25 protein-coding genes are annotated in these 26,200 nt (G+C 72.2%); 14 read left to right on the forward strand and 11 right to left on the reverse strand.

Annotated elements, in window-relative coordinates:
- The first annotated feature begins 11 nt into the window (after positions 1 to 11).
- Complete coding sequence (locus HPS36_RS12180; protein ID WP_173230350.1) at positions 12 to 923, forward strand: HVO_0234 family beta-propeller protein; 912 nt, start codon at positions 12 to 14, stop codon at positions 921 to 923.
- 353 nt (positions 924 to 1,276) lie between these two features.
- Here the strand turns inward: HPS36_RS12180 and HPS36_RS12185 are convergent, their stop codons facing one another.
- The gene (locus HPS36_RS12185) at positions 1,277 to 2,227 is read right to left on the reverse strand and encodes an aminopeptidase (RefSeq protein WP_173230351.1); all 951 of its coding nucleotides are present in this window, start codon (positions 2,225 to 2,227) and stop codon (positions 1,277 to 1,279) included.
- Between the two features lie 184 nt (positions 2,228 to 2,411).
- On the opposite strand from HPS36_RS12185, the gene HPS36_RS12190 reads away from it, so the two are divergent.
- A complete protein-coding gene (locus HPS36_RS12190; protein WP_173230352.1) occupies positions 2,412 to 3,479 on the forward strand; it encodes a type II glyceraldehyde-3-phosphate dehydrogenase in 1,068 nt (355 codons plus the stop codon).
- A 47-nt stretch (positions 3,480 to 3,526) separates the two neighbouring features.
- Here HPS36_RS12190 and HPS36_RS12195 read toward each other — a convergent pair whose 3' ends face one another.
- From HPS36_RS12195 to HPS36_RS12210, 4 genes are all read right to left on the reverse strand, one after another.
- Positions 3,527 to 3,703 (reverse strand): hypothetical protein, encoded by a 177-nt coding sequence (locus HPS36_RS12195; RefSeq protein WP_006112147.1) that lies wholly within the window; start codon positions 3,701 to 3,703, stop codon positions 3,527 to 3,529.
- Positions 3,704 to 3,824: 121 nt separating this feature from the next.
- Positions 3,825 to 4,124, reverse strand: coding sequence for a hypothetical protein (locus tag HPS36_RS12200; RefSeq protein WP_173230353.1), 300 nt, complete (start codon positions 4,122 to 4,124; stop codon positions 3,825 to 3,827).
- A gap of 69 nt (positions 4,125 to 4,193) precedes the next feature.
- A complete protein-coding gene (locus HPS36_RS12205; RefSeq protein WP_173230354.1) occupies positions 4,194 to 5,180 on the reverse strand; it encodes a hypothetical protein in 987 nt (328 codons plus the stop codon).
- A gap of 79 nt (positions 5,181 to 5,259) precedes the next feature.
- Positions 5,260 to 7,683, reverse strand: a complete 2,424-nt coding sequence (locus HPS36_RS12210; protein WP_173230355.1) for a heavy metal translocating P-type ATPase — start codon at positions 7,681 to 7,683, stop codon at positions 5,260 to 5,262.
- Between the two features lie 138 nt (positions 7,684 to 7,821).
- On the opposite strand from HPS36_RS12210, the gene HPS36_RS12215 reads away from it, so the two are divergent.
- Entirely contained in the window at positions 7,822 to 8,184 is a 363-nt protein-coding gene (locus HPS36_RS12215; protein WP_173230356.1) for a DUF5518 domain-containing protein, read from the forward strand.
- Positions 8,185 to 8,373: 189 nt separating this feature from the next.
- On the opposite strand, the gene HPS36_RS12220 is transcribed toward HPS36_RS12215, so the two are convergent.
- Together HPS36_RS12220 and HPS36_RS12225 are read right to left on the reverse strand one after the other, a co-directional pair.
- Positions 8,374 to 8,847: a redoxin domain-containing protein gene (locus HPS36_RS12220; protein ID WP_173230357.1), complete on the reverse strand. Its 474-nt coding sequence runs from the start codon at positions 8,845 to 8,847 to the stop codon at positions 8,374 to 8,376.
- 91 nt (positions 8,848 to 8,938) lie between these two features.
- Positions 8,939 to 9,442, reverse strand: a complete 504-nt coding sequence (locus tag HPS36_RS12225; protein WP_173230358.1) for a DUF367 family protein — start codon at positions 9,440 to 9,442, stop codon at positions 8,939 to 8,941.
- Between the two features lie 452 nt (positions 9,443 to 9,894).
- Here HPS36_RS12225 and HPS36_RS12230 point away from each other — a divergent pair, with 452 nt between their 5' ends.
- From HPS36_RS12230 to HPS36_RS12240, 3 genes are all read left to right on the forward strand, one after another.
- On the forward strand, positions 9,895 to 10,650 hold the full coding sequence (locus HPS36_RS12230; RefSeq protein ID WP_121564081.1) for a coenzyme F420-0:L-glutamate ligase: 756 nt from the start codon (positions 9,895 to 9,897) through the stop codon (positions 10,648 to 10,650).
- Positions 10,651 to 10,652: 2 nt separating this feature from the next.
- On the forward strand, positions 10,653 to 11,636 hold the full coding sequence (locus HPS36_RS12235; protein WP_173230359.1) for a 5,10-methylenetetrahydromethanopterin reductase: 984 nt from the start codon (positions 10,653 to 10,655) through the stop codon (positions 11,634 to 11,636).
- A 348-nt stretch (positions 11,637 to 11,984) separates the two neighbouring features.
- Positions 11,985 to 13,637 carry a methyl-accepting chemotaxis protein gene (locus tag HPS36_RS12240; protein WP_173230823.1) on the forward strand — a complete coding sequence of 551 codons (1,653 nt, stop codon included), beginning with the start codon at positions 11,985 to 11,987 and terminating at the stop codon, positions 13,635 to 13,637.
- A gap of 34 nt (positions 13,638 to 13,671) precedes the next feature.
- On the opposite strand, the gene HPS36_RS12245 is transcribed toward HPS36_RS12240, so the two are convergent.
- Together HPS36_RS12245 and HPS36_RS12250 are read right to left on the reverse strand one after the other, a co-directional pair.
- The gene (locus HPS36_RS12245; protein WP_137716003.1) at positions 13,672 to 13,911 is read right to left on the reverse strand and encodes a hypothetical protein; all 240 of its coding nucleotides are present in this window, start codon (positions 13,909 to 13,911) and stop codon (positions 13,672 to 13,674) included.
- A gap of 51 nt (positions 13,912 to 13,962) precedes the next feature.
- The gene (locus tag HPS36_RS12250) at positions 13,963 to 14,424 is read right to left on the reverse strand and encodes a DoxX family protein (protein WP_173230360.1); all 462 of its coding nucleotides are present in this window, start codon (positions 14,422 to 14,424) and stop codon (positions 13,963 to 13,965) included.
- A 94-nt stretch (positions 14,425 to 14,518) separates the two neighbouring features.
- Here HPS36_RS12250 and HPS36_RS12255 point away from each other — a divergent pair, with 94 nt between their 5' ends.
- From HPS36_RS12255 to HPS36_RS12285, 7 genes are all read left to right on the forward strand, one after another.
- Positions 14,519 to 16,417 (forward strand): site-2 protease family protein, encoded by a 1,899-nt coding sequence (locus tag HPS36_RS12255; RefSeq protein ID WP_173230361.1) that lies wholly within the window; start codon positions 14,519 to 14,521, stop codon positions 16,415 to 16,417.
- 37 nt (positions 16,418 to 16,454) lie between these two features.
- Positions 16,455 to 17,708, forward strand: coding sequence for an ornithine cyclodeaminase (locus HPS36_RS12260; RefSeq protein ID WP_173230362.1), 1,254 nt, complete (start codon positions 16,455 to 16,457; stop codon positions 17,706 to 17,708).
- Positions 17,705 to 18,235: a GNAT family N-acetyltransferase gene (locus tag HPS36_RS12265; RefSeq protein ID WP_173230363.1), complete on the forward strand. Its 531-nt coding sequence runs from the start codon at positions 17,705 to 17,707 to the stop codon at positions 18,233 to 18,235. The genes HPS36_RS12260 and HPS36_RS12265 overlap by 4 nt, the downstream gene beginning before the upstream one ends.
- Before the next feature lie 80 nt (positions 18,236 to 18,315).
- Positions 18,316 to 19,305, forward strand: a complete 990-nt coding sequence (locus HPS36_RS12270) for a Gfo/Idh/MocA family protein (protein ID WP_173230364.1) — start codon at positions 18,316 to 18,318, stop codon at positions 19,303 to 19,305.
- Between the two features lie 69 nt (positions 19,306 to 19,374).
- Positions 19,375 to 19,797, forward strand: coding sequence for a universal stress protein (locus HPS36_RS12275; RefSeq protein ID WP_053772670.1), 423 nt, complete (start codon positions 19,375 to 19,377; stop codon positions 19,795 to 19,797).
- Positions 19,798 to 19,875: 78 nt separating this feature from the next.
- Positions 19,876 to 20,748, forward strand: coding sequence for a sulfurtransferase (locus tag HPS36_RS12280; RefSeq protein ID WP_173230365.1), 873 nt, complete (start codon positions 19,876 to 19,878; stop codon positions 20,746 to 20,748).
- Positions 20,749 to 20,824: 76 nt separating this feature from the next.
- Positions 20,825 to 21,256, forward strand: coding sequence for a universal stress protein (locus tag HPS36_RS12285; protein WP_137716010.1), 432 nt, complete (start codon positions 20,825 to 20,827; stop codon positions 21,254 to 21,256).
- 8 nt (positions 21,257 to 21,264) lie between these two features.
- Here the strand turns inward: HPS36_RS12285 and HPS36_RS12290 are convergent, their stop codons facing one another.
- Positions 21,265 to 22,470 carry an inorganic phosphate transporter gene (locus tag HPS36_RS12290; protein WP_173230824.1) on the reverse strand — a complete coding sequence of 402 codons (1,206 nt, stop codon included), beginning with the start codon at positions 22,468 to 22,470 and terminating at the stop codon, positions 21,265 to 21,267.
- A gap of 95 nt (positions 22,471 to 22,565) precedes the next feature.
- Positions 22,566 to 24,464 (reverse strand): S9 family peptidase, encoded by a 1,899-nt coding sequence (locus tag HPS36_RS12295; protein ID WP_173230366.1) that lies wholly within the window; start codon positions 24,462 to 24,464, stop codon positions 22,566 to 22,568.
- A 127-nt stretch (positions 24,465 to 24,591) separates the two neighbouring features.
- Here HPS36_RS12295 and HPS36_RS12300 point away from each other — a divergent pair, with 127 nt between their 5' ends.
- Entirely contained in the window at positions 24,592 to 26,199 is a 1,608-nt protein-coding gene (locus HPS36_RS12300; RefSeq protein WP_173230367.1) for an FAD-binding domain-containing protein, read from the forward strand.
- The last annotated feature ends 1 nt before the right edge of the window (position 26,200 follow it).

A 26,200-nucleotide genomic window follows, 5' to 3' on the forward strand; every position in this document is an offset into this window, starting at 1 on the left:
ACGGGGGGCCGATGGCTCCCGCCGAGGACGACATCTCGATCGACGAAAAGCGCGTGTACGCGGACAGCGCCGGCCGCACCGACGCCTACGTCGCGACGGGGACCGGGATCGTCCGCGTCTCGCTGTCGGCCGACAAGGTCGGCGCGTTCGACATGGTCGCGCGCGACCCCGCCCGCGACGTGGCCGTCCTCGCGCGCGGCGACGGCGCCGCCGACCTCGTCGCCGCGGCGACGCCGGACGGGCTCTCGGTCGCCGCGGTCGGCGACGACCCCGACTTCGAATCGGTCGACGACGACGCGGCGGTCGCGGTCGGCGCGGCGAGCGGGCGCGGCGACGCGACGGGAGCGCGTGACGGCGCGCTCCTCGTCGCCCGCGAGAGCGGCGCGGTCGAGCGCGTCGCGTTCGAACCGAACGGGACGGCGGTCGCCTCGACGACGCGGCTCGGAACCGTCTCGGAGCCGCGCGCGGTCGACGGGGCGCTCGTCGCGGGCGCAGAGGGGGTGTTCCGCGTCGCTGACGGCGGGCTCACGGACGTGGGACTGGACGACGCGCGCGACGTGGCCGGCGCCGGGATGCCGCTCGCCGCGACGGGCGCGGGGCTCTACTGGCTCGGTAACGGCTGGATGACGGCGCTGGAGGGACCGGCGAACGCGGTCGCGGCCGACGGCGACGGCCACGCGACGGCGGTCGTCGACGGGGACCTGCTGGTTCACGCCGACGCGGGCGGCGAGTGGGGCGCCGAGGCGTGGGAGACCGCCGACCTCCCCGTGGACGAAGCGGTCGTCGCGCTCGGCTACGGCCCCGGCCTCTCGGTCGCGGTCACGGCGGCGGGCACGCTCTGCGTCGGCGCCGGCGACGGGTGGCGACACCAGGTGGTCGGCGTCCGGGACGTGGAAGGGGTCGCGCTCGCGGTCGTGGAATAAGACGAGCGATATGCGGAACCGTTCGGTTGCTCCTCCGCTGCCGCTGGCGCGATGAAGACCGCCGAAGCCCCGGTCGCGAGGCGGGCGCACGCTCGGTGCGCTCCTCGCTTGCTCACTCCGTTCGCTCGCTGCGGTGCTTCCGTCGCCTGCGCCCGCCTCGCGACCGCCCCTTCGAGTCCCGCCCCACACAGCCCCGCACCTCACGCCTCCCCAGCCTCGTCGGCGGTTCTCCGCTTCGCTCCGAACCACCGACTCCCTCGCGCGTGCGACTCGCGCCCTGCGGGCGCTCGTCGGCACGCGCCACCGCCTCGGTCATTTATAACCAACTAGTTAGATTCCCGCCTGAGGCCGTCTTACGTGCTCGGCAGGTCGATCGGCTCGCTATCGGCGTAGACGGTCGGCTCCCGGATGATCCCGTCGAGGTGGAGCGGCGCGTCCGTTTCGCCGCCGATACCGGCGTTGTCGCCGATCGCGATGTGGACCGTGCCGCCCGCCTTCTCGTCTAACAGGACCGATCCGACGAGCTCCTCGACGCCGCCGTTGGTCCCGATGCCGAGCTCCGCGAGGTTGTAGGCGGCGTCGCCGACGTCCTCGGCGGCCGCCTCCACGTCGGCGCGGATCGCGTCGTCGTCGATGTCGGTGACGAACCCGTCCTCGACCTCGAAGGAGAGGGTCTGTCCCTCGTCGAGCAGGCCGTGGGGCATCATCGTTCCGTCGACGACGAACGTGCCGGTCGCGGTCTCGGGCGCGACGAACACCTCGCCGGCGGGAAGGTTCGAGAAGTCGCCCGGCTCGCGGACCATGCCCGTGTCGGCGAGCCACTCGCGGCCGCCGATCCCGAACGTGATGTCCGTGCCGGCGGGCGCGGTGACGCGGACCTCGTCGGCGTCGGCCACCTGGTCGAGCACGTCGTCGCAGGCGGCGTCGATTGCGGCGTAGTCGGCGTCGAGCCCGGTCGTGAACACGTCCTCGGTGATCCCCGGCAGCGTCGCGCCGCGCGCGCCGGCGTCGCAGGCGGCGCCGCGGGCGCGGGTGTGACTCAGGCTCTTCGTCGTCGGCGCGAGGAAGACGTCGGCCTCTCGCATCGCGGCCGCGACCGGCGCCGGCGGCTCCGTCCCGTGCTGGTCCGCGGGCGGGTATCGCAGGACGGTCGCGTCATCGGTGACGGCGCTCGCGGCCGCGTAGAGCGCCTCGCCGATCGGCTCGCGCTCGTCGTCGGTGACGACGACGACGGACTCGTCGGAGGCGACGTTCAGGCACTGTTCGACCGCGGTCGCCGCGGCGTCGGAGAGGTCGGCAGCCATGCTCGCGTCTCCGTCCGCCCGGGCGTTAGGCCTTGTCATCGGCGATTTTACTCTATTTCGTAATTGAATTATTTACGTCCGGTGCCGATCGGCGTCGAATTAACCGATCGATTACTCGTGGGGTAGTTAATTTCAATTTGCGTACCTCGAAAAGATTATACCGGTCCCCGAGCGAGGGACGCACATGATACGCGTGGGCGTCAACGGCTACGGCACGATCGGCAAGCGGGTCGCGGACGCCGTCGCGGCCCAGGCCGACATGGAGCTCGTCGGCGTGACCAAGGCGTCGCCGGACTACGGCGTCGAAGCCGCGGCCCGCCGCGGATACGACCTCTACGCGGCGGTCGAGGACCGCACGGACCGGTTCGCGGCCGCCGGCGTCGACCTGGCGGGGACCCTCGGCGACCTGCTCGACGCCGTCGACGTGATCGTCGACTGCGCGCCCTCCGGCGTCGGCGAGCGCAACGCGCCGGTCTACGAGGCCCACGACACGCCGGCGATCTTTCAGGGCGGCGAGGACGCGGCCGTCGCCGACGCCTCGTTCAACGCCCGCGGCCGCTTCGAGGCCGCCCGCGGCGCCGACTCCGTCCGGGTCGTCTCCTGTAACACGACCGCGCTCTCGCGGCTGCTCGCGCCGCTCGACGAGACCTTCGGCGTCGAGAAGGCGCGCGTCACGCTCGTGCGCCGCGGCGGCGACCCGAACGAGACCGACCGCGGCCCGATAAACGACATCGTCCCCGACCCGGCGACGGTCCCCTCCCACCACGGCCCCGACGTGAACGAGATCCTCCCGGACGTGGCCGTCGACACCGCGGCGCTGAAGGCGCCGGTCACCGGCATGCACACCCACAGCGTCAACGTCACGCTGGCGACCGAGCCGGACCCGGCGGCCGTCCGCGACCTGCTCGCCGACGAGAGCCGGATCTTCCTCATCCCCGAGACCGCCGGCATCGACGGCGCGGGCGCGCTGAAGGACTACGCCGCCGACGCGGGGCGGCCCCGCGGCGACCTCTGGGAGAACTGCGTCTGGGAGGAGTCGATAAGCGTCACCGGCCGGGACCTCTACCTGTTCCAGAACGTCCACCAGGAGGCCGACGTGGTCCCCGAGAACGTGGACGCGGTCCGCGCGCTCGCGACCGACATCGACGCGGCCGAGTCGGTCGCGCGGACGAACGAGACGCTCGGCGTCGGTCTCGACGGCCGGCTCGGGGACGGCGAACTGACACGCACGGAACTCCCCGCGGACGACTGACGGGGCCGGGCGCTGAGTTCTTCTTTACTGCCGCCCGAAAGCGACGGTCACTCGGTCGGTCGCGTGACGAGGAACGTCCGTCCGCCCCGGCGTTCGAGGTGGACCTCGCTGCCGTCGACGCGGTTCGCCCGGACGCGGTCCGGGAGGCGGTCGGTTCGACAGTCGGTGACGTCCACGCGCGTCGGCGTCGCGTACCGCGGTCGGTCGGCGGTTACTGCGCTCATACCTCTCCCTCGGGCCGGAACGCCCCTATAATCGAGCCATCCCCGGAGTGAAAGTGAAAGTGAACCGCTCCGAACCGCTGGACGGCGATTCGGGCACGGCGGCTCCGGGGTCCGCCTCCCCCTATCGACGGAGGCCGGTCGCCTCGTCGTCCTCGACGAACCGCACCGTGAAGTAGTCGTAGCCGCCGTAGGCGGCGTCGAATGCGCCCATCCACCAGTTCCAGCGCTCGACGAGCGAGGAGCCGTCCGGGGCGTCCTCCATGTGCCCGACCACCCCCGGCACGGTCAGCCCGTGACCGCGGTCCTCGGAAGGCCGCCCGGAGTCGACGAGGTCGCGGGCCGCCCGCGAGATGGCGCGCCGCTCCGCCTCGGTCCCGCCGAACTCGTCTTCGAGCGCGCGTTCCAGACGCTGTCTGTCCATGTCCGTGCTACGGTCCGCGAGTATATGAGTCGCGTGGTAGGGGGTGTCACGTCCGGTGTCGGGGGCGTCTCACAGGCGCGCGGCCAGCGCGAGAAACAGGAGGGAGAACGGCGCCGTGAGCAGCGCCAGCGCCACGCCGCCCGCGCCCTCGCCGGCCGCGACGGCCATCAGGAGGCCGACGACGAGCGAGAACGATCCCAGGACCGCGAGGGTGAGCCGCTCCGGGACGCTCGCGCGGTCCGGGCCGTCGCTCTCCGCCAGCACCGCGTCGAGCGTCGCCTCGACCTCGTCGGCGCGGTCGGTCGGGACGAACAGCCACGGCGTCGACCGGAACCACGCGTTCCCACGGTACGCGAGCAGGAACAGCGTCGTCCACCGGAGGTCGATCCGCCGCGTCCGCACGACAGACCCGAGGTCGTCGCTCCGGGTCCGGTCGTAGCTGGGGTACGTCCGCTCGACCGTCGCCGCCGCCGGGTCAAGCCGGACGGTCTTGCCCGACGACTGGACGACGGCCGGCACGAACCAGACGAGCCAGAACAGCGGCCAGAAGGCCGGCAGGAGGTCGGACGGGAGCGACAGCGCCGCCGCGGCGACCGCGCCGAGCCCGGCGAGCGTCCAGCCGGGTCGCAGCGCGCCCGCGGCCTCGCGCAGCCGAGAGACGGTCAGTTCGCTGACCGCTGTCTCCCGGTACCAGACGTACAGCGAGGGGACGGTGGCGACCGCGAGCGCGAACAGGAACCCGACGCCGACGGCGGCCTCGGCGAGGCCGACGCTCGGCAGCGCGAACTCGCCGGTCCCGGTGAGAACCGCGGCGACGACGACCCCGATCCCGACGAGGACGGCGCCGGCGATCCCGGCCGTCGCGCCGGCCGCGAGCGACCTGAGCCGGTCGTACCGGACCGGTCCCCACTCGATCGCCTCGCGCCCGGGACCGCGAGTCGAGTCGGCCTCGTCGGTCGCGGTCGCGTCGTCGGGCTCTGCGTCTTCGACCGCGTCGGCGGGTTCGACGGCGTCGACCGCGTCGGCCGCGGCCGCGGGTCCGCTCTCGGAGGGCATGCGCCCGAATTGCCGTCGAGCCGATAAAAATCGTGAGGCCGATCTCGCCGGCTCCCGCCGACCGGCGGCGCGCGCTCCGCTACGCGCCGGACTCGTCGGCGGCCGCGTCAGCCGCCGGCGGCTCCGCGGGCTCGACGCCGCCGAGCCGGAGCGCGTTGCCGGTGACGCCGAGGCTCATCCCCATGTCGCCGACGACCACGGCCATCGCGACGCTCACGTAGCCCAGCGGGGCGCCGGCCGCCAGGAGCGCCTTCACGGCGAGGGAGGCGCCGATGTTCGTCCGGATCGTCGAGCTCGCGCGCGAGGAGAGGTCGACGACGTACGGCAGCCGCGTCAGGTCGTCGGCCATCAGCGCCACGTCGGCGGTCTCGATGGCGGTGTCGGTGCCGGCGGCGCCCATCGCGATCCCCACGTCGGCGGCCGCCAGCGCCGGCGCGTCGTTGATCCCGTCGCCGACCATCGCGACGCCGCCCTCCGCCTCGGGCGCGAGCTCGCGGACCGCGTCGACCTTCTCGTCCGGGAGCAGCTCCGCGCGCACCTCGTCGACGCCGACGCGCTCGCCGATCGCCCGCGCGGTCCGGTCGTTGTCGCCGGTGAGCATCGCGACGCGGTCGACCCCGAGGTCGTGGAGCCGGTCGACGACCCACGCCGCCTCCGGGCGGACGGTGTCGGCGACCGCGATGACGCCCTCCAGCTCCGTCTCCGTGCCGACGAGGACGACCGTCTTGCCCTCCGCCTGAAGCCGGGGGATCGTCTCGCTCGCCAGGTCGAGGTACTGGCCGTGGTCGCAGGACTCGGGCTCGGTGACGCTCGCGCCCGCGTCGTCGGGGGCGTCGGCGTCCGCGTCGCGCTCGCGGACGACCCCGCCGTCGGGCCGGACGTGCGCGTGGCTCAGGTCGAAGCCGAGCTCCTCGAACAGCGAGGGCTTGCCGGCGTAGTGGGTCTCGCCGTCGAGGTCCGCTCGGACGCCCTCGCCGGTCAGCGCCTCGAAGCCGGTGACCGCGGTCGCGTCCTCGCCGTCGGGCTCGGCGCCCGCCTCCTCGCCGCGCGCGACGATCGCCGCCGCGACCGGGTGTTCGCTCCGGCGCTCGATGGCGGTCGCGCACGCGAGCACGTCGTCGGCCCCGCGGTCGCCGAGGGGGACCACGTCGGTCACCGACAGCTCGCCGCGCGTGAGCGTCCCGGTCTTGTCGAGCGCGACGGCGTCGACGTCGCCGGCGGCCTCCAGGTGTTCGCCGCCCTTGATCAGGACGCCGTTGCGCGCGGCCGCGGTCACGCCGGAGACGACGCTGACGGGCGTCGAGATGGCGAACGCGCACGGACACGCGACCACGAGCAGGGTGAGCCCGCGGACGAACCACGTCTCCGCGCCGCCGCCGACGAGGACCGGGCCGAGCGCCGAGGTCGCGACCGCGCCGACCACGACGATCGGGGTGTAGACGCTCGCGAAGCGGTCGACGAACCGCTCGGCGCGCGTCTCCTCGCCGTTGGCGGCCTCGACGAGCTCGACGACCCGCGCGATGGTCGACTCGTTCGCGGGCGCGGTCGCCTCGATCTCGAGGTAGCCGGCCTCGTTGATCGAGCCGGCGTACACCTCGTCGCCGGGCGCCTTCTCCGCCGGGACGGACTCGCCGGTGATCGGCGACTCGTCGACCGCGCCGGAGCCCTCGCGGACGACGCCGTCGAGCGGGACGCGCTCGCCCGGCCGCACCGCGAGCCGCTCGCCCGTCGCGACGCTCTCGGCGGGGACCGTCTCCTCGTCGCCGTCGCGGATCACGACCGCCTCGTCCGGCGACAGCTCCATCAGCTCGCGCAGCGAGGTGCGCGCCCGGTCGATCGAGTAGCGTTCGAGCAGTTCGGCAACCGAGAACAGCACCGCGAGGGTCGCCGCCTCGAACGGGAGGTCGACGAGCAGCGCTGCGACGACCCCCACGCTCATCAGCAGGTCGATGTCGAGGCTCAGGCCGCGCAGCGAGTAGAGCCCGTTCCGCAGGATCGGCGGGCCGGCGACCGCGACCGCGACCAGGTACGCGACCGACGCGCCGGTGACCGTCCACGGCCCGAGGAAGCCCACGCCGCCGACCGTCGCGAACGTCGGGTCGAGGCCGGGAAGCAGCCACTCTAAGACGAGGCCGGCGCCGAGGAACAGCCCGCCGACCGCGGTCGCGATCGCCCGGGGGCTCGTGAACAGGTCGTCGGCGACGCCGTCCGACTCCGCGTCGGCGACCGCGTAGCCGGCCCCCTCGACCGCGGCCGTCAGCGCCTCGACGTCCGTCTGGTCGGGGTCGTACGTGAGGACGACGACGCCCGTGGTCGGGCGGGTGTCGACCGAGAGCACGCCCTCGCGGTCGAGCGCGCCCTCGACCTTCCCCGCGCACGACGAGCAGTCCATGTCCGGCACCGAGAGCCGGAGCCGCGCCCCGTCGGGCTCGTCCGTCGCCGCGCCGGCGGGGCGGTCGGTCGGCTCGTCGTCGTGACCGTCCGCGTCGCGCGAGTCGCTCATTACTAACCGCTACCGCTCACAGCGTTATTAATCCAGCTACCATTCCAACGGCCTCTCTTATCAAGAGTTATTAAATAAACGTATAGAAATAGTAATTTGACGACGAAGTATTTACCCGCGGATAGGCTACCTCGTCGCATGACCGACTGGCGCGCCGTGGGCTACGGGTTCGTCGTGATGCTGATCGCCGGGCTGCTCGCGACGCTCGTCCCCGTGGTGGGGCACGCGGCCGCCGGCCTCGTCGGCGGCTTCGTCGCGGGGTACCTGGCCGGCGGCGGCCTGCTCTCCGGCTTCTGGCACGGACTGCTGGCGGGGTCGGTGAGCGGAGTCGTGGTCACGCTGCTGCTCGCCCTGTTCGGCGGCCTCGTCGGCCTCGTGGGCGGCCCGGTCGGGAGCCTGCTCGGCGGCGCCGGCGTGCTGGTCGTCGGCCTGTTCCTCACGTTCCTGCTCGCGGTCGACTCGGCGCTCGCGGGCGCCATCGGCGGCGTGGTCGGCGAATAATCGCACATCTTCAAGACTGCCGGTTCCGAGGGAGTCGAAAGTGGTCGTTTCGGCGTCGGCGCGCGCCTCCGAGCGGGCCTCGCCCGCGAGGAGCGGGTGCGAGGTCACCGGCGCTACGCGCACCTCAGTACCGTATAAAAAAGCGATCCGAACAGCAGCAGAAACGACTCCTTGGCGATAATCCGATATTTAAGCGCTCTCGACGGCGTCGAGGACCGCCTCGTAGTCGGGCTCGTTCGTCGGGTCGTCGGCGACCCAGTCGTAGACGATCCGCCCGTCGTCGTCGATCACGAACACCGCGCGGTTAGCGATGCCGTGGAGCCCGAGGTCGGCGATGTCGATCTCGAGGCCGTACGCCCGGATCGCGTCGCCGGCCATGTCGCTCACGAGGTCGAACTCGATGCCGTGCTCCTCGCGGAACGCGCCCTGCGAGAACGGCGAGTCGGCGCTGATCCCGAACAGGGTCGCGCCCGCGTCGGCGAAGGCGTCGGCGCGCTCCTGGAACGCGATCATCTCGTTCGTACACGGCGGCGTGAACGCGCCGGGGAAGAACGCGAGCACGACCGGCCCGTCGCCGATCCGCTCGTCGAGGTCGAACGGCTCGTGGTCGCTCGTGCCGACCGTCGCGGTGAACGTGGGTGCGTCGTCGCCTGTGGAAACCATCGGTGTTCAATACGGCCGAACCACGCAAAAGGCTTGTCGCGACCCCGTTCGGTGCCGCTATCGGAACCGCCGGATCCGAGGCGAGCGGCCGCTACTCCCGGTCGAGGTACTCCTGCTGGACCGCGACCACTTCGGCCGAGTCCGCGCAGGCCGCGTACCGCCGGAGCGGCTCCGCGTTGAGTTCGAGGAACGTCTCGCCCCAGGTGAACTTCGCGAGGACGCGCTCCGCGTGGTCGCGCTCGCCGAGGATCGCGAGCGCGGCCGCGAACGCCTCGACCGTCGTGAGCCGCATCGGTCGCCCGAAGTTCACGGGGTTCGCGGCGACGAGGTACGGGAGCGCGCGGTGCTCGCCGGGGAGGCTGAACATCTTCTCGCCGGCCGACTCCCACGAGCAGTCGAGGGCGACGAGCGCGCTCTCGGCGGCCCGCTCGGCGTCCGCGGGCGAGAGCGCGCGCTCCGCGTGGGGGTTGAGCACGACCCCGTACGGCGTAGCCCGGTCCGAGCGGTGGAGCTCGGCGAGGTCGAACCGCGAGAGCTTCCGGGCCGTACACTTGTCGGGGTCGTCGTCGCCCTCGTACCGGACGTGGAGGTCCACACACCGGGTTCGACGGAGTCGCCTATAAGCCGTGCGGACGGGTGCGGACGAGGGCAGACGGGGGCGGCGAAAAATCAGCGAAATCGTGGCCCGCCGCCCCTCACGGGGCGCGGGTCCGCGTCAGGAACGGTTCGTCGTCGTCGCTGTCGGCCGGGACGCGCGTTCGCGTCCCGATCGGCGCCGGATCGGGTTCAGTCGCTGATTCGCACATCGCGGCCGAGGGTCGCCGGTCACGGTACAAAACCGTTCGGCTGAATGACTCGTTATCGCTGCCATCTCCTAATATACGTTTAACAGAAACCGCGTTGCGCGCGGTATCGTGCCATTAACGCCTGCTTCTCTGTCCGAACGTTGACACCGATGACCGGCCCTCGTCACATACCACGCCCTGGATAGCGTCAAACCGGCCCGGTACCGGCGGGGTTTTTCCACGTCGCCGCGCAGGTGATCGCATGGAGCTGTTCGCGGTTCCGGACCTCCCGGAGATCCGGGAGGGGGACGACCTGGCGGCCATGATCGGCGAGCGCGTCGACCTCCGCGAGGACGACGTGGTCGTCGTCGCCAGCACGGTCGTCTCGAAGGCGGAGGGCCGCGTCTTCGACCTCGATGACTTCCCGGCGAGCCCGCGCGCGAGGGAGGTGGCCGACCGGCTCGCCGAGATCACCGGCGAGGAGAAGGACCCGCGGTTCGCGCAGGCCGTCATCGAGGAGTCGACGGAGCTCGTGATGGAGGCGCCGTTCCTCCTCACCGCGACGCGCTTCGGCCACGTCGGCGTCAACGCCGGCATCGACCGGTCGAACGTCCCCGGCGGCGACCTGCTGCTCCTCCCGGAGCGCCCCTCCGAGAGCGCGGAGCGGATCCGCCGGGGGCTCGCGGCCGACCGCGTCGTCGTCAGCGACACCTGCGGGCGCCCGTTCCGCCACGGGCAGCGCGGGGTCGCGATCGGCTGGGCGGGGATGCCCGCCAGCCGCGACTGGCGCGGCGAGCGCGACCGCGACGGCCGCGAGATGGGCGTCACCGTCCAGAACGTGGTCGACGAGCTCGCCGCGGCCGCCAACCTCGTCGCCGGCGAGGGCGCGGGCGGGACCCCCGTGGTCGTCGTCCGCGACTGGGAGTTCGGCGACCACGACGGCTCGGACAGTCACTTCCGCGAGGTCGAGGGCGACTTCGTCCGCCAGGCCCTGCGGGAGTGGACGTTTCAGGAGTAACCATGCTCGGCATCGAACTCACCCCCGAACACGAGATGTCTCGCCTCGTCGACCTCGGCGTCCGCGCCGAGGAGGCCGGCTACGACGCCGTCTACTCGACGTGTCACTACAACAACCGCGACCCGTGGGCGTTCCTCTCGCGGCTCGCGGCCGCCACCGAGTCGGTCCGGCTCGGCCCGGGCGTCGCGAACCCCTACGAGACCCACCCCGTGACGCTCGCCTCGAAGGTCGCCACCCTCGACGAGGTCGCCGGGGGGCGCGCCGTCTTCGGCCTCGGGCCGGGCGACCCCTCGACGCTCTCGAACCTCGGCCTCGAGGACGAGCGGGGGCTCCGGCCCGTCTTGGAGGCGTTCAAGACCGCCCAGAAGCTGTGGGCGGGCGAACGCGTCGACCACGAGGGCGCCTTCGACGCCGCGGACGCCGGCCTCAACTACGAGCCGCCGCAGGGCGCGTCGATTCCGGTCCACGTCGGCGGCGAGGGGCCGCACATGTGCCGGATGGCCGCGAAACACGCCGACGGACTGCTGTACAACGGGTCGCACCCGAAGGACCTCGCGTGGGCCCGCGACCAGGTCGACGACGGCCTCGACGACAGGCCGGACCACCGCGGCGAGTTCGACCTGATCGCGTACGCCGCGGTGTCGGTCGCCGACGAGGAGGCCGCCGCCCGCGAGGCCGCCCGCCCCCCGGTCGCGTTCATCACCGCGGGCGCGGCGCCGCCCGTCCTGAAGCGCCACGGGATCGACCCGGACGCGGCGAGCGAGATCGGCGATCGCGTCTCCGCCGGCGAGTTCTCGGCCGCCTTCGAGCGCGTGACGCCCGAGATGGTCGACGCGTTCTGTATGGCGGGCACGCCCGAGACCGTCCGCGAGCGCGCCGCCGCGGTCGCCGAGCACGCCGACGGCCTCGTCGTCGGGTCGCCGCTCGGCCCCGACCTGGAGGCCGCCGTCGACCTCGCGGCGGAGGCGGTCGACGGCCTCTTTTGAGACCCCGCGACGGAGGCGGTCGACGGCCTCTTTTGAGACCCCGCGACGGAGGCGGTCGACGGCCTCTTTTGAGACCCCGCGACGGAGGCGGTCGACGGCCTCTTTTGAGACCCCGCGACGGACTGTTCTGCGGCCCCGCGACCGCGCGGCCGCTCGCCGTTCGACTGCCTGCCGTTCGATCGGCGTCGCCCCGGTCCTCGGATTCCCGCGGCGTGACAATCGAGAATCGGTCCTGATAACGCCGGCGGGAGGTTGATAACCCGGTCTCGTCGAGGTCCGGACATGTCCACGACACGGCAGCGCCGCCCCGGGATACGCGGGCGGTACGACGCCCTCCTCTGGCGGACGATGGACGGGCTCGGCGTCTCGGAATCGATAGAGCGCAAGATGGTCGCGGCCGTCGGCATCCAGTTCCTCGTCACCGTCGGTATCTTTCTCGCGCAGTTCGTCCTCTCCGGCACCGTCGCGTACGTCGTCTCCGGGGCGCTGTTCCTCGGGTCCGTCGTCGCCATCTACAACACCCTGCTCATCGTCCGCCGGGATCTCGTCGGCCCGATCCGGGCGTTAGAGCGCCAGGCCGAGGCGATCGCCGCGGGCGATGTCGAGGAGGTCGACCGGGACGCCGCGGACGCCCTCGACCCGAGCCAGCCCGACGAGGTCGGGAGCCTCGTGGCCGCGTTCGGCGAGGTCCACGGCTACCTCACGACCGTCTCGGCGCAGGCCGAGGCGCTCGCCGCGCAGGAGTTCGACGACCCGGCGCTCGACGAGGACGTGCCCGGGTCGTTCGGCGACTCGCTCGACGAGATGGCAGAGAACCTCGCCGCCTACACGACCGAACTGGAGGCGCTCGTCGACGCCTTCGGCGACGCCGCCGAGCGCGCGCAGAACGGCGACCTGACGGCGACCATCGACGAGGACGCGCTGGCGACCGACGAGGACCGGTACGCGGAGCTCGTCGACAACTACAACCGGCTCGTCGCGACGCTCGGCGAGACGCTCGGCGACGTGGGCGCGTTCACCGCGGACGTGGCCGGCACCGCGGACGACGTGCGCGCGAGCATGGACGAGGTCGACGACGCGAGCGGCGAGGTCGCGGGCTCGGTCGGGGAGATATCCGACGGCGCGGCCGAACAGACCGACGAGCTGGAGGCGATCGCGGGCGAGATGAACACGCTGTCGGCGACCGTCGAGGAGATCGCCGCCTCCGCGGACGACGCCGCCGAGACGGCCCGCGACGCGGCCGACCGCGGTCGCTCCGGGCGCGAGGAGGCGGCCGAGGCGATCGCCGAGCTCGAGACCCTGGAGAGCCGGATCGGCGAGACCGCGGCCGCCGTCACCGACCTCGCGGAGCGGGTCGGCGAAATCGACGAGATCGCGGCCGTGATAGACGAGATCGCGGAGGAGACCAACCTGCTCGCGCTGAACGCCTCGATCGAGGCGGCCCGCGCGGACGGCTCCGGCGACGGGTTCGCGGTCGTCGCCGACGAGGTGAAGTCGCTCGCCGAGGAGACCCGCGAGTCGGCCGCGGAGATCTCCGGGCGCATCGAGGCGGTCCAGGAGGCGTCCGCCGAGACCGCGGCCGACGCCGAGGCGATGGAGGCGCAGGTCGCCGAGGGCGTCGAGACCATCGAGTCGACGCTGCGGGAGTTCGAGGGGGTCGTCGAGGACGTGACGACCGTCGACGAGACCGTCCAGGAGATCAGCGACGCGACCGACGACCAGGCGCGCACGACCCAGGAGGTCGTCGACATGGTCGACGGGGTCGCGTCCGTGAGCAGGCAGACCGCGACCGAGGCGGAGACCGTCGCGGCCGCGGCCGAGGAGCAGACCGCGACCGTCTCGGAGGTGACGGAGCGGGTCCACACGCTCTCGGAGCAGTCCGACGAGCTGCTCGCGCGGCTGAACGAGTTCGAGGTGCCGGACGGCGCGGAGGAGGGGATCGCGACCGACGCCCCGGCGGAGGCCGCCGTGACCCGGTCGGCGGCGGGCGACGACGACTGACGGATTTCCGGCCGGGTCGTCCGCTGGTCCGTTTTTACTCCGAGCGGCCGCGACCGCCGAGGGAAGGCAGGTCGACGCCGATCTCGCCGAGCAGCGCGCCGGCCGCCGCGTACCCGAGCGCGCTGACGGAGGCGACGATCAGCACCTGTCCGACGACGACGAGGAGCGCCGACAGCGGGTCGCCCGCGCCGAGGATCAGGTCGTTCAGGAAGATGTCGACGAACCGGCCGACGTCGCCGACCAGCCGCGAGACGAAGTCGATGAGCGCCATCATGGGCCACGCTTGGACCGGGGGGTACTTGGGTGTTGAGTTCGCGGCGGCGCCTCACGCCTCCGCCGCCGCCGACTCGGGCTCGTCGGCGCGCGCGTAGCGCAGCGCCCACCCGATCAGCACGCCCTGAAACGGTAGCCGGACCCAAGCCGCGAGCCGGGCCGGGGAGACGAGCGGCTCCGGGACGAGGTCGTTCAGCGTCTCGCTCCGGGCGAGGTGGACGTTGGCGGGGAACACCGCGACGAGGAGGGCGACGATCCCCCACGCCGAGGCGCGTCGCGTCCGCGGGATCGCGACGCCGATCCCGAGGAGTACCTCTGCGATCCCGGAGAGGTAGACCAGCCCGACCGGCCGCGGGAAGGACGGCGGGATCGCCTCGGCGAATCGCTCCGGGATCAGGAAGTGCGCGATCCCGGCGACGACGTACGTCGCGCCCATCAGCGGCGCGAGCGACCGCTCGGCTTCGAGGGGGGCGTCCGCTTCGGTCTCGGCGCGCGTTCGGTCTGCGTCGGTCATACCGCGACACACGGGCGGGAGGCGTATCAGTCCTCGCCGCCGGGGGTTCCGGGAACCGAACCCCTTAGGAACGGCCGAGCCTTAGCGGGTCGTAATGAACACGCTGTTCTGGGTGCTCACCGGGGTCCTCGCCTACTCCGCGGTCGCGATGTGGCTGCGGAACCGGGGGGTCCTGCCGGACGCGTTCAGGGTCTCCGGTCCGGTGTTGACCCTCCGGACGCTCCGCGGGCGCGCCTTCCTCGGCCGACTGGCTGCGCCGAAGCGGTTCTGGCGCGCGGTCGCCAACCTCGGGCTCGGGGGCGCCCTGGTGGCGATGGTGGCGTCGTTCGCGCTCATCCTCTCGTCGGCGCGGTCGGCGTTCTCGACCGCGCAGCCGTCCGCGATCCAGCAGCCGCAGAACTTCCTCATCATCCCCGGCGTCAACGACTTCCTCCCGCTGTCGGTCGCGCCCGAGATCGTCGCCGGGCTCGCCGGCGCGATGGTCGTCCACGAGGGCGCGCACGGGCTCCTCTGCCGGGTCGAGGACATCGACATCGAGTCGATGGGACTGGTCTTCTTCGCGCTGCTCCCGGTCGGCGCGTTCGTCGAGCCGGACGAGGAGGCGACGCAGGAGGCCTCCCGCGGCGCCCGCGCCCGGATGTTCGCGGCCGGCGTCACCGCGAACACGGTCCTGACGATCGTCGTCTTCGCGCTCCTGTTCGGGCCCGTCGTCGGCGCCATCTCGCCCGCGCCCGGCTACGCGGTCGGCGAGGTGAACCCCGGCTCGCCGGCGGCCGCCGCCGACCTCTCGCAGGGCGACCGGATCGTCGAGGTGGCGGGCGCGCCGGTCGAGACGGGCGCCGAGTTCGAGGCCGCGATCGCCGACGCCGGCGAGTCCGTCGCGCTCACCGTCGACGACGGCGACGCCCGCGAGACGGTGACGGTCGACCGCGAGCTACAGGTGGTCGGCTCCGCCGGCGGCAACCCCCTCGGCGTGACGATCGAGGGCGCTCCCGTCACGATCGCGGCCGTCAACGGCGAGGCGGTCGCGACCGAGTCGGCGTTCTACGACGCGGTCGGCGGCGACGAGCGCGCGGCGCTGACGGTGACCGGCAACGCGAGCGTCCTCGACCAGGTCCGCGACGCGCCGGGTGCCGAGAACGCCTCCGGGGTCGAAACCGCCGACGGCGAGGGGGCCGTCACCGTCCCCGACGTGCTGATCGGCGCGTACGTCGTCGGCGTCCAGGAAGGCGGCCCGATCCACGACGCGGGCGCGGCGCTCGGCGAGCCGCTGACGATCGTCTCGGTGGACGGCGAGCGCGTCGTCGACAACGAGGCGCTCTCGGCCGTCCTCGGCGAGCGCGACCCGGGCGAGACCGTCCCCGTCACCGTCTACGACGCTGACGGCGAGCAGGCGACGCACGAGGTGGAGCTCGACCCCCATCCGAGCCGCGACGGCGGCTTCATCGGCGTCAGCGTCTTCCCCGGAACGAGCGGGCTCGCGCTCGACGACGTGGGCGTCACGGAGTACCCCGCCGGCGCGTACCTCGAACTGCTCGGCGGCGACGGCGGGGAGGCCGCTGACGGCGTCCCGCTCGGCGGAGTCACCCAGTCCCCGCTCGGCTTGGTGTTCGTCGCGCTCATCCTCCCGCTCGGCAGCCTCTTCGGGCTCCCGTTCAACTTCGCGGGGTTCACCGGCGACCTGACCAACTTCTTCGTCGTCGAGGGCCCGCTCGCGGCGCTCGGCGGCGGCGCCTTCCTGCTCGCGAACCTCCTCTTCTGGTCGGGGTGGATCAACATCCAGCTTGCGCTGTTCAACTGCCTCCCCGCGTTCCCGCTCGACGGCGGCCGCATCCTCCGGATGGTCGCCGAGGCCGTGATCAGCCGGGTCCCGATCAGCGACCGGCACGCCGCGGTGCGGACGATCACGGTCTCGTCCGGGCTCGTCATGCTCGCCGGCCTGATCGCGATGATCTTCGGCAACCAGATCCTCACCGCGCTCGGCCTGATCTGAGGGAAACCGGTTTCCCCGCCGGGCGCGACGCCCCCGTATGACCCACTCGCGGACCGTCGAACTCGAAGGTCACATCATCGACAGCGGGACGATGCAGCGCTGCTTCGGCGCGGTGATGGACCTCGGCGGCTCCTTCGACGTCGAGCGGTTCGACGTCGGGAAACACGAGACCGAGGAGTCGTACTGCCGCCTGACCGTCTCCGCGGACGACCCCGAGACGCTGCGGGACATCCTCCACGAGCTCCACCAGAACGGCGCGGTGCTCGAGGACCCCTCCGAGGTGGAGCTCGTCGCGGCGCCCGCGGACAAGGTCGTCCCGCCGAACTTCTACTCGACGACGAACCACCCGACCGAGGTGTTGTACGACGGCGAGTGGATCGACGTCGAGCGGATCGAGATGGACTGCGCGCTGGTGGTCGACCCGGAGCCGGGGGCGGACGCCGGCGAGGGCCCGCGCGCCTACACCAAGACCCTCAACGCCGTCGAGGAGGGCGACCTCGTCGCGACGGACCAGTCCGGGATCCGTGTGAACCCGCCCGAGCGCCCGCGGAGCGGCGGCGGCGCGTTCGGATTCATGCAGGGCGGCGTCTCCGCGGAGCGCCCCTCGGAGTCGACGATCCGCGAGGTCGCCGAGGAGCTGCGCGCGGTGAAAGACGAGGGCGGCGAGGTGATGGTCGTCGCGGGGCCGGCCGTGATCCACTCCGGCGCGGGCGACGCGCTCGCCGACCTCGTCGCCGCGGGCTACGTGGACGCGCTCTCGGCCGGCAACGGGTTCGCCACCCACGACCTGGAGCGGTCCATCTACGGCACCTCGCTCGGGATGAACGTCGAGACGCTCGAACACCCCCGGAAGGGCCACAAACACCACATCTGGACCATCTCCGAGATAATCCGGGTGGGCGGCATCGGGGCCGCCGTGGCGGAGGGAATCGTCACGGAGGGGGTGATGTACGAGTGCGTCGAGAACGACGTCGACACCGTCCTCGCGGGGTCGGTCCGCGACGACGGCCCGCTCCCGGACACGATCACCGACGCGGTCGAGGCGCAGGACGCGATCCGCGAGCAGGCCCACGAGGCCGACCTCGTGATCATGCTCGCCACGCTGCTCCACTCCGTCGCGGTCGGCAACTGCCTCCCCTCGACGACCAAGACCGTCTGCGTCGACATCAACCCCGCCACCGTCACCCAGTTGCTCGACCGCGGCTCGGCGCAGGCGATCGGGATGGTCACCGACATCGGCACCTTCGTCCCGACGCTGGCGGAGTTCGTGCTGGAGGGGGAGGGCGCATGAGTCCCGAGATCCGCCCCTACGACCGCGAGCGAGACGCCGACGGCCTGTACGAACTGAAGATCGCCTTCGAGCGCGGCCTCGGCGAGAACACGGGCGGCGACGGGAAGGCGGCCGCCTACGAGGGGAAACTCACGGACGCCTACCGCGAGCGCTGGCTCGACTGGGTCGACCGCTGCGTCGCGGACGACGACCGGTGCGTGACCGTCGCGGTCGAGGGTGAGGGCGAGAGCGGGACGCCGGGCGACGGTGCCCTCGTCGGCTACGCGTTCGTGCTCCCCGAGCGACTGTCGATGGTCTGGGACGCCGCGGTGCTGAACGAGCTGTTCGTCGCCCCCGAGCACCGCGGGACCGGCGTCGCCGACGACCTGCTGGACGCCGCGCTTGCGCTCGGCGCCGATCAGGACCTCCCGCTCGACCGGCTGGTCCTCGACGTCGACCCCGCGAACGAGCGCGCGAAGGGGTTCTACAACCGCCGCGGCTTCGAGCCGTGGGGCGAGATGGTCGCGAGACCGCTGGACGACGCCTGAAGATCGTCCCGGTTCGGGGTCGGTTCCGCGGCGGTTCCGCCTCCCGAAGCTACAAGCGCGCTCGCCCGTTTTCGACGCCCGTGATACAGATCGGGATCGTCGGCTGCGGCGTGATCGGGAACCGCCTCGCGGCCGCGATAGACGACCACGACCGGTACGAACTGGCGGCCGCCTGCGACCTCGACGCCGACCGCGCGGCGTCGCTCGCGGCCGACCACGGCACCGACCGCACCGCGACGACGACCGACCACGCCGCGCTCGTCGAGACCGACGGCCTCGACGCGGTGTACGTCGGCGTGCCGCCGCTCGCGCACCGCGAGGTGGTCGCCGACGCGCTCGCGGCCGGCAAGCACGTGATCTGCGAGAAGCCCATCGCGGCCGATGCGGAGACCGGCCGCGAACTCGTCGGGCTGGCCGAGGAGACCGACCGCGTCACGGCCGTGAACCTCCCGTTCCGCTACACGCCGGGGTTCGTCCGGCTGCGGGAGGCGGTCGCCGCGGGCGAGGTCGGCGACCCGCGCCGCGTCGAACTCCGGTTCCGGTTCCCGCAGTGGCCCCGCGAGTGGCAGGACGTGGCCTGGTTGGAGTCGCGCGAGCAGGGCGGCCCGCTGCGCGAGGTCGGGACCCACTTCCTGTTCGGCGTCCAGGAGCTGTTCGGCCCGATCGAGACCGTCTCTGCCGACGTGGGGTACTCGGGACCGGACGCCTACGAGGACGAGGTGGTCGGGACCTTCCGGGCCGACGGCGTTCGGGGGACGATCGACCTGCTCTGCGACCACGAGGGCGAGGAGGAGAACAGCGTCACGGTCGTCGGCGACGAGGCGTCGCTGTCGCTGACGGAGTGGTACCGCCTCGTCCGGGACCGCGGGCGCGAGGGCGAGGAGACGCTCGTCGACGAACGGGGCGACACCGTGCGCGCGCTCCTGACGGAGTTCGCGAGCGCGGTCGAGGGAGAGGGCGGCGACCTCGTCTCGTTCGCCGAGGCGACGCGCGTCCAGGAGGTGCTCGACGCGATTCACGCGTCGGACGGCGACCGCGTCCGCCCGGGGACGGGCGGCGACGCGCCGTAGGTCGCTCGCGGAGTCGCGGCCCGGGAACGCCCGACAGGAATTATGTGTCCCTCGGGCCGATCCGTACGTATGAGCTACCTCGTTGCGACCGACGGGTCGACGGAGAGCGACGAAGCCGTCCGGTACGCGGCGCGGCAGGCGGTCGCGTTCTACGAGACGCTCGAGATCGCCCACGTCCTGACGCCGGACTCGGAGCTGGTCGACGGCACGATCGTCCTCCCCGGCGAGGAGGCCGCCGTCGAGGCCGGGCAGGGCGTCTTAGAGAGCGCCCGGAGCATCGCCGAGGAGGCGGCCGACGAGCCGATCACGGTGGAGACGCAGCTCCTCACGGGCCGGCCGGCGGACGCGATCACCGAGTACGCGGCCGAGGAGCCGGTCGACGCGATCTACGTCGGCCACCGCGGGCTCTCGGAGGAGCGCGAACAGGTCGTCGGCAGCGTCGCGAAGAGCATCGTCGACAAAGCCGACGTGCCCGTGACGGTGATCCGGTAGCCGCGACCGCGTCAGAGACGCTGGCAAGGACCACCGTTATCGGGCCTTCAAAACCGGTTGGGAGCGTAACGTGAATCGATGTCTGAAGACGTACTCGTCACGGCGGACTGGGTCGAAGAGCGACTCGACACCTTCCAGGACGACGACTCCGATCACCGGCTCGTCGAGATCAACAACCCGACCGTCACCGACGAGTCGGAGTACACGCCCTACGAGGAGGGCCACATCCCCGGCGCGCTCAACTTCGAGTGGGACGAGGTCTTCACCGATGAGACGGAGCGCGACATCGTCTCGAAGGAGGACTTCGCGGCCCGGAACGGCGAGGGCGGCATCGACGCCGACACGACGGTCGTCGTGTACGGCGGCGGCCGCGTTCCGAACTGGTTCGCGCTGTTCGGCTACTGGATCTACAAGTACTACGGTCACGACGACATCCGCGTGATCGACGGCGGGAAGGGGTACTGGGTCGACAACGACTACCCGCTCTCGACCGAGGAGCCCGACTTCACGCCCCGCGAGTACGAGGCCCGCGGTCCCTTCGAGAGCGTCCGCGCCTACAAGGACGACATCGACAAGGCGATCGAGGAGGGAATCCCGATGGTCGACGTGCGCTCCCCCGAGGAGTTCTCCGGCGAGGTCATCGCGCCGGAGGGGCTCAACGAGACCGCCCAGCGCGGCGGCCACATCCCCGGGGCGAGCAACGTGCCGATCGGCACCACGCTGAACGAGGACGGGACGTTCAAAAGTGCGGACGAGCTCCGCGAGCTGTACGGCGACGCCGGCGTCGACGGCGACGAGTCGACGATTACCTACTGCCGCGTCGGCGAGCGCTCGTCGATCGAGTGGTTCCTCCTCCACGAGCTGCTCGGCTACGACGACGTCCGCAACTACGACGGCTCGTGGACCGAGTGGGGCAACCTCGTCGGCGCGCCGATCGAGACCGGCGAGTAACCGGCGCCGTCGGTCCCCCGAACCGTCCCGAGCGAACGATCACCGCCGATATGTGTCCGGGGACGTAAGGCGTCGCATGGCACCGTCTCACGTCCTCGTCCCCCTCGACGGGTCGCCGCTCGCCGTCGACGCCCTCGACGACGCGCTCGAACTCTTCGACTGTCGAGTGACCGTCCTGAACGTGGTGACCCCGCTCGACGCGCCGATGAGCGAGGGCGGGATCCTCGGCGCCGACGAGGACCGCCGCGAGAGCGCGCGCGACCGGGCCGACCGAATCGTCGACCGAGCGACGGACCGCGCCGCCGAGAGCGACCGCCGCGTCGAGACGGCGGTGCGGACGGGCGACCCGGCGGCGGCGATCTTGGAGTACGTCGACGCCCACGACGTCGACCGCGTCGTTATGGGCGGCCACGGCGGCGAGCGCGGCCGCGTCGCGAGGCGGCTCCTCGGCACCGTCGCGACGAGCGTGGTCGGCGACGCGCCCGTGACCGTGACGGTCGTGCGCTGAGCGCCGCTTCACCCGCCCAGCACCGCGGTGAAGGCCGCGTAGAGCCCGTAGCCGATCGCGATCGACGCCACGAGCGTGATCCCCCAAAAGAGGAGCGTGACGCCGATCTTCCGCCGTGAGACGCCGGCGGAGCCGCCGGCGAGCCCGCCGCCGATGACTCCCGAGATGATGATGTTGTTGAACGAGATGGGGATCCCGAGCCCGATGGCTACCTGCGCGATGATGAACCCGGGGACCAGCGCGGCGATCGACCGCCGGGCGCCGAGCTGCGCGTACTCGCGCGAGGTCGCCTGGAGCAGCTTCGGCGCCCCCATCCACGCGCCGGCGAGGATGCCCGCGGCGCCGAGCGAGAGCAGCACGATGCCCGGCAGGCCGAGCTCGACGCCGTAGAGGTTCTCCAGCGGCCCGGTCGCCAGCCCGACCTGGCTCCCGCCGCTGGAGAAGGCGACGACGCTCCCGAGGACGAGGAGGAACGTCCGGATGCCGTCCTCGACCGACGCCAGCGTCCGCCGCCGGACGGCGGCGAACCACGCCGCGGCCGCGAGCAGCGTCACGAGCGCCGCCACGGGGTCGACGCCGACGAGCGTCGGCGCCCCGACTTGGCGCGCGACGAACCCCGCAATGGAACTCTGTGCCGCGTCCGGGGGCGAGGGGATGACGCCCAGCCGGACGTTGGCCACGATCCCGCCGACGACGGCCGCGAGCAGCGGGACCCCGACCGTCTCCGGGATGTCGTCGCGCCGGAGGAGGGTTGCGGTGAGGTACGCGAGCCCGCCGGAGACCGGCGGCACGAGCGCCCAGAAGAGCCCGATGCGTCGGTAGGTTGCGAGGGCGGGGTCGCCCCCGAGCGAGAGCCCGACGCCGACCATCGCGCCCGTCGTCGCGAACGCCGCCGGGACCGGGTAGCCGGTGTAGACGCCGAAGGCCATGAACCCGGTCGCGGTGAGCAGCCCCGCCGTCGCCGCCAGCGAGGTGATCTGGACGCCGTCGATCAGCCCCGCGCCGACGGTCTCGGAGATGGCCCCGCCCTGCGTGAGCGCCCCGAGGGCGGCGAGGATCCCGATGAGGAAGGCCGCCCGCATCGTCGAGATGGCGTTGGCGCCGATCGCCGGGGCGAACGGCGGCGAGTTGCTGTTCGCGCCGAGGGCCCACGCGGTAGCGAGGCTGGTCAGCGTCGCGAGGGCGACGAGGGCCCAGAAGCCGACGCCGACCACGCTCACGCGCCTCCCTCCGCGCGGAATCGAGCCATGTCACTCGCTCCGACGGCGGCGTCGGCTAAATAATCCCCGTCGGACGAGCGTCGGCCGCGTCAGTCGTCGAGCGACGCGACCGCGGTCCGCTCCGCGCCGATCCGGCGGTCGAGGAAGTCGTCGAGCAGCTCCAGCGAGCGGATCTTCTGGTCGATGTCGCCCGAGCCGTGGCCCTCCTCGCCGAGCTCCTCGTACTCGTAGTCGTCGCCCTCCACGAATCCGGCGTCGTCGAGCACCTCCCGGAGGATGCGCGCCTGCGAGACCGGCACCCGCGGGTCGTTGACGCCGTGGACGATCAGCAGCGGGGCGTCGACGTTCTCGACGTAGTTCACCGGGCTGCGCTCGCGGTAGATCGCCTCGTTGTCGTCCGGCTCGCCGAGGTTCTTCACCATGAGCTCCGTCCGGAAGTGGGGCATGGTGTTCTCGTACATGTCGAACAGGTCGCTGACGCCGACCCAGGTGATCCCCGCGGCGTACAGGTCCGGGTACTGGACCATCTGCCAGTTCGCGGAGTAGCCGCCGTAGGAGCCCCCGTAGACGGCGACGCGGTCCTCGTCGAGCCAGTCGTACTCGTCGAGGACGTACTCGGCGCCGGTCGCCACGTCGCCCTGCTCGGCGCCGCCCCAGTCGTCGTACAGCTCCTGGACGAACTCCCGGCCGCGTCCCGTGGAGCCGCGGTAGTTCACCTGGAGGACCGAGTAGCCGCGCGACAGCAGGAACTGGACGCGGTAGCTGAACCGCCGCATGTCGTGGTGTCGCGGCCCGCCGTGGGGGTTGACGATCAGCGGCGAGGGGCGTCGGCCGGAGTCGAACAGCAGTCCCTCGATCTCGAACTCCTCGTATGGGTCGTGGTCGACCGCGCGCGCCGGCGTCTCGGGGACGCCGTCGGAGGCGAACGTCACCGTCTCGGGCTCGACGAAGTCGTCCGGGTCGAACGGGCCGTACTCCGCGTCGAACAGCGTCTCCGTGGCGTCAGCGTCGAGGTCGTACGCGACCAGTTCCGGCCGCTTGCTCGACGTGGTCCGGTACGCGAGCAGGCGGTCGTCCGCGAGGCGGCCGTCGGCCACGCTGGCGACGCCGGCGGGGAAGTCGAGTTCGCGCCCCTCGCCGGTCTCGGCGTCGTAGATCACGGGGACGGTCACGGCGCCGCGCATCCGGCTCGCGACGAACCGCTCGCCGTCGTCGAGGAAGTGGCTCGGCGACTCCTCGAACTCGCCGTCGCCGAACCACGTCACCGTCGCGTCGTCGACGCCGTCGGCGAGGTCGACGATCCCGGCCCGACCGAGGTCAGTCGTGTTGTCGACGACGAGCAGCCGGTCGCCGTCGGGGCCCCAGTCCGAGGGCGCGGCCTCGGCGCCCACGTCACCGATCTCCAAGTTCCGGGGGTTCGACCCGTCGCCGTCGGCGACGTACACGTCGCTGTTCTCGTAGGCGTCGGTCTCGTTGGTCGTGTACGCGATCCGGTCGCCGTCCGGGGAGAGTTCACCGGCCGCGACGGCGCGCTCGTAGTCGGTTACCTTCGTCGTCTCGCCGCTCGGCACGTCGTGGCGGTAGAGGTTCATCTGCCCGTCGCGGCTGGAGCCGAGCAGGAGGGTCTCGCCGTCCTCGCCCACGTCGTGGAGGCGGATCTGGCCGTCCATCTCGACGACGGGCTCGCTGTCGCCGTCGAGCGACATCGCCCAGATGTCGTGCTGCTCGTCGCCAGCCTCGTCGCGGTGGTAGTAGAGGCGGTCGCCGCTGGGGTCCCACTTGAAGCCGGCGCGGACGGACCGGGGAACGTCGCCGTCGCTGAGCTGCTCTAAGGACCCGTCGCTCGGGTCACAGAGGTGGAGCTCGTTGCGGCCGGTCTCGTCGTAGTAGAGGGCGACGGTCTCTCCGTCCGGGGACACGCGCGGACTCGCGATCGTCGGCAGCGAGGCGAGTTCGCGCAGTACGTCGGTCTCGTCTGAGTCTGACATCCGTGTACGTACGGCGACGGAACGCTATTCAACGTTTCCCGTCCTCGGGACCGCCTCTCGTCCGAGGGGATTCCGCCCCCGGACGGGCGATAGGCCCATGGTTCCGAGGCCCGTCCGTTCACACGACATGCCAGGCGGCGACGACGCTCCCCTTCCGACGACGCCGGACGCCGAGGCGGTCGGCTCCCTTTCGGGGCCGGGAGACGCCGACCCCGGAACCGTCGTCTGGCACCGCAGCGACCTGCGGATCGCGGACAACCCGGCGGTCGCGGCGGCCGCCGACGAGTCCGATCGAATCCTCCCGCTGTTCGTCTTCGACCCCGGCTTCCACGACGAGCGCGGCGCGGCCTGCGACGCGCGGATCGCGTTCCTCCACGACTGCCTGCGCGACCTCGACCGGCAGTACCGCGACGTGGGCGCGCCGGGGCTGACGTTCGCGCACGGCGACCCCCTCGACGTGCTGGGGCGGTTCGTCGACGCGGGCTGGGACGCGGTCGCGACCGCGACGGCGACCGGCCGCTACGGGCGACGACGAGACGATCGCGCCCGCGACCGTCTCGGCGTCGAGTTCGTCGACGGCGACGGGCTCGTGCGCGACGCGGACCGTCCGCGAGAGGACTGGAGCGACCGCGTCGAGGCGTGGCTCGCGGCCGATCCGTTCGACTGGGACCCCCGGTCGGTCGCAGTCGAGCGCGTCGAGACCGGCGTCACCCCCAAGCGGGTGGCCGACGCTTACGGGATAGAGCCGACGAAGACGCGCGTGCCGACCGGGGGACGCGAGGCCGGCCGCGAGCGCCTCCGCGCGTTCACCGATCGGATCGGCGACTACCCCGGATCCATCTCCTCGCCGGTCGACGCCCGCGACGGGACCAGCGGCCTTTCCCCCTACCTGCGGTTCGGCTGTCTCTCAGTCCGCGAGGTCCACCGCCACGTCGACGAGCGCGCGCCGGACGGCCGCGGCAAGTCGATGTTCGTCTCCCGGCTGTACTGGAACCGCCACTACACCCAGAAGCTGCTCGACTGGCCGGGGTGGCTCGACCGCGCCGTCAACCCCGTGTACGAAGGGTTCAACCGCGACCGGCACGACCCCGACCTCGTCGCCGCGTGGAAGGCCGGCGAGACGGGGTTCCCGATGGTCGACGCCAGCATGCGCTGCCTGCGCGAGACCGGGTGGCTCAACTTCCGGATGCGGGCGCTCTGCGCCTCCGTCTACTTCCACGTGCTCCAGCAGCCGTGGCGGATCGGCGCCGACCACTTCTACGAGCACCTGATCGACGGCGACCCCGCGATCAACTACACCCAGTGGCAGTCGCAGTGCGGACTGGTCGGTCGCCCCGGACTGCGATTGTACGATCCGCGCAAGCAAGTGCGGGACCAAGACCCCGACGGGGAGTTCGTCTCGCGGTGGGTCCCGGAGCTCGCGCCGCTCCCGGCCGCCCACCTCGACGCCCCCGAGAAGACGCCGCTCGCGGTCCAGCGCGAGGTCGGCGTCAGGATCGGCGAGGCGTACCCGTACCCGGTGGTCGACTACGAGGCGGCGAAAAGCGAGTTCCGCGACCGCTACGGCGCCGCGTACCCCGCCGCGGCGGAGCGACTCGGCGAGGAGGCGATAGCCCGGCGAGCGTCGCTCTCCGGCGGGATCGACGCCGCCGAGTCCATCGCGGCCGACCACGGGGAACCGGACGCGGACCCCGGGAGCGGCTCCGCCCAGGCCGGCCTCGACGAGTTCGAGTGAG

Origin of the sequence: Halorubrum salinarum (assembly GCF_013267195.1) — an archaeon.
GTDB classification, from domain to species: domain Archaea; phylum Halobacteriota; class Halobacteria; order Halobacteriales; family Haloferacaceae; genus Halorubrum; species Halorubrum salinarum.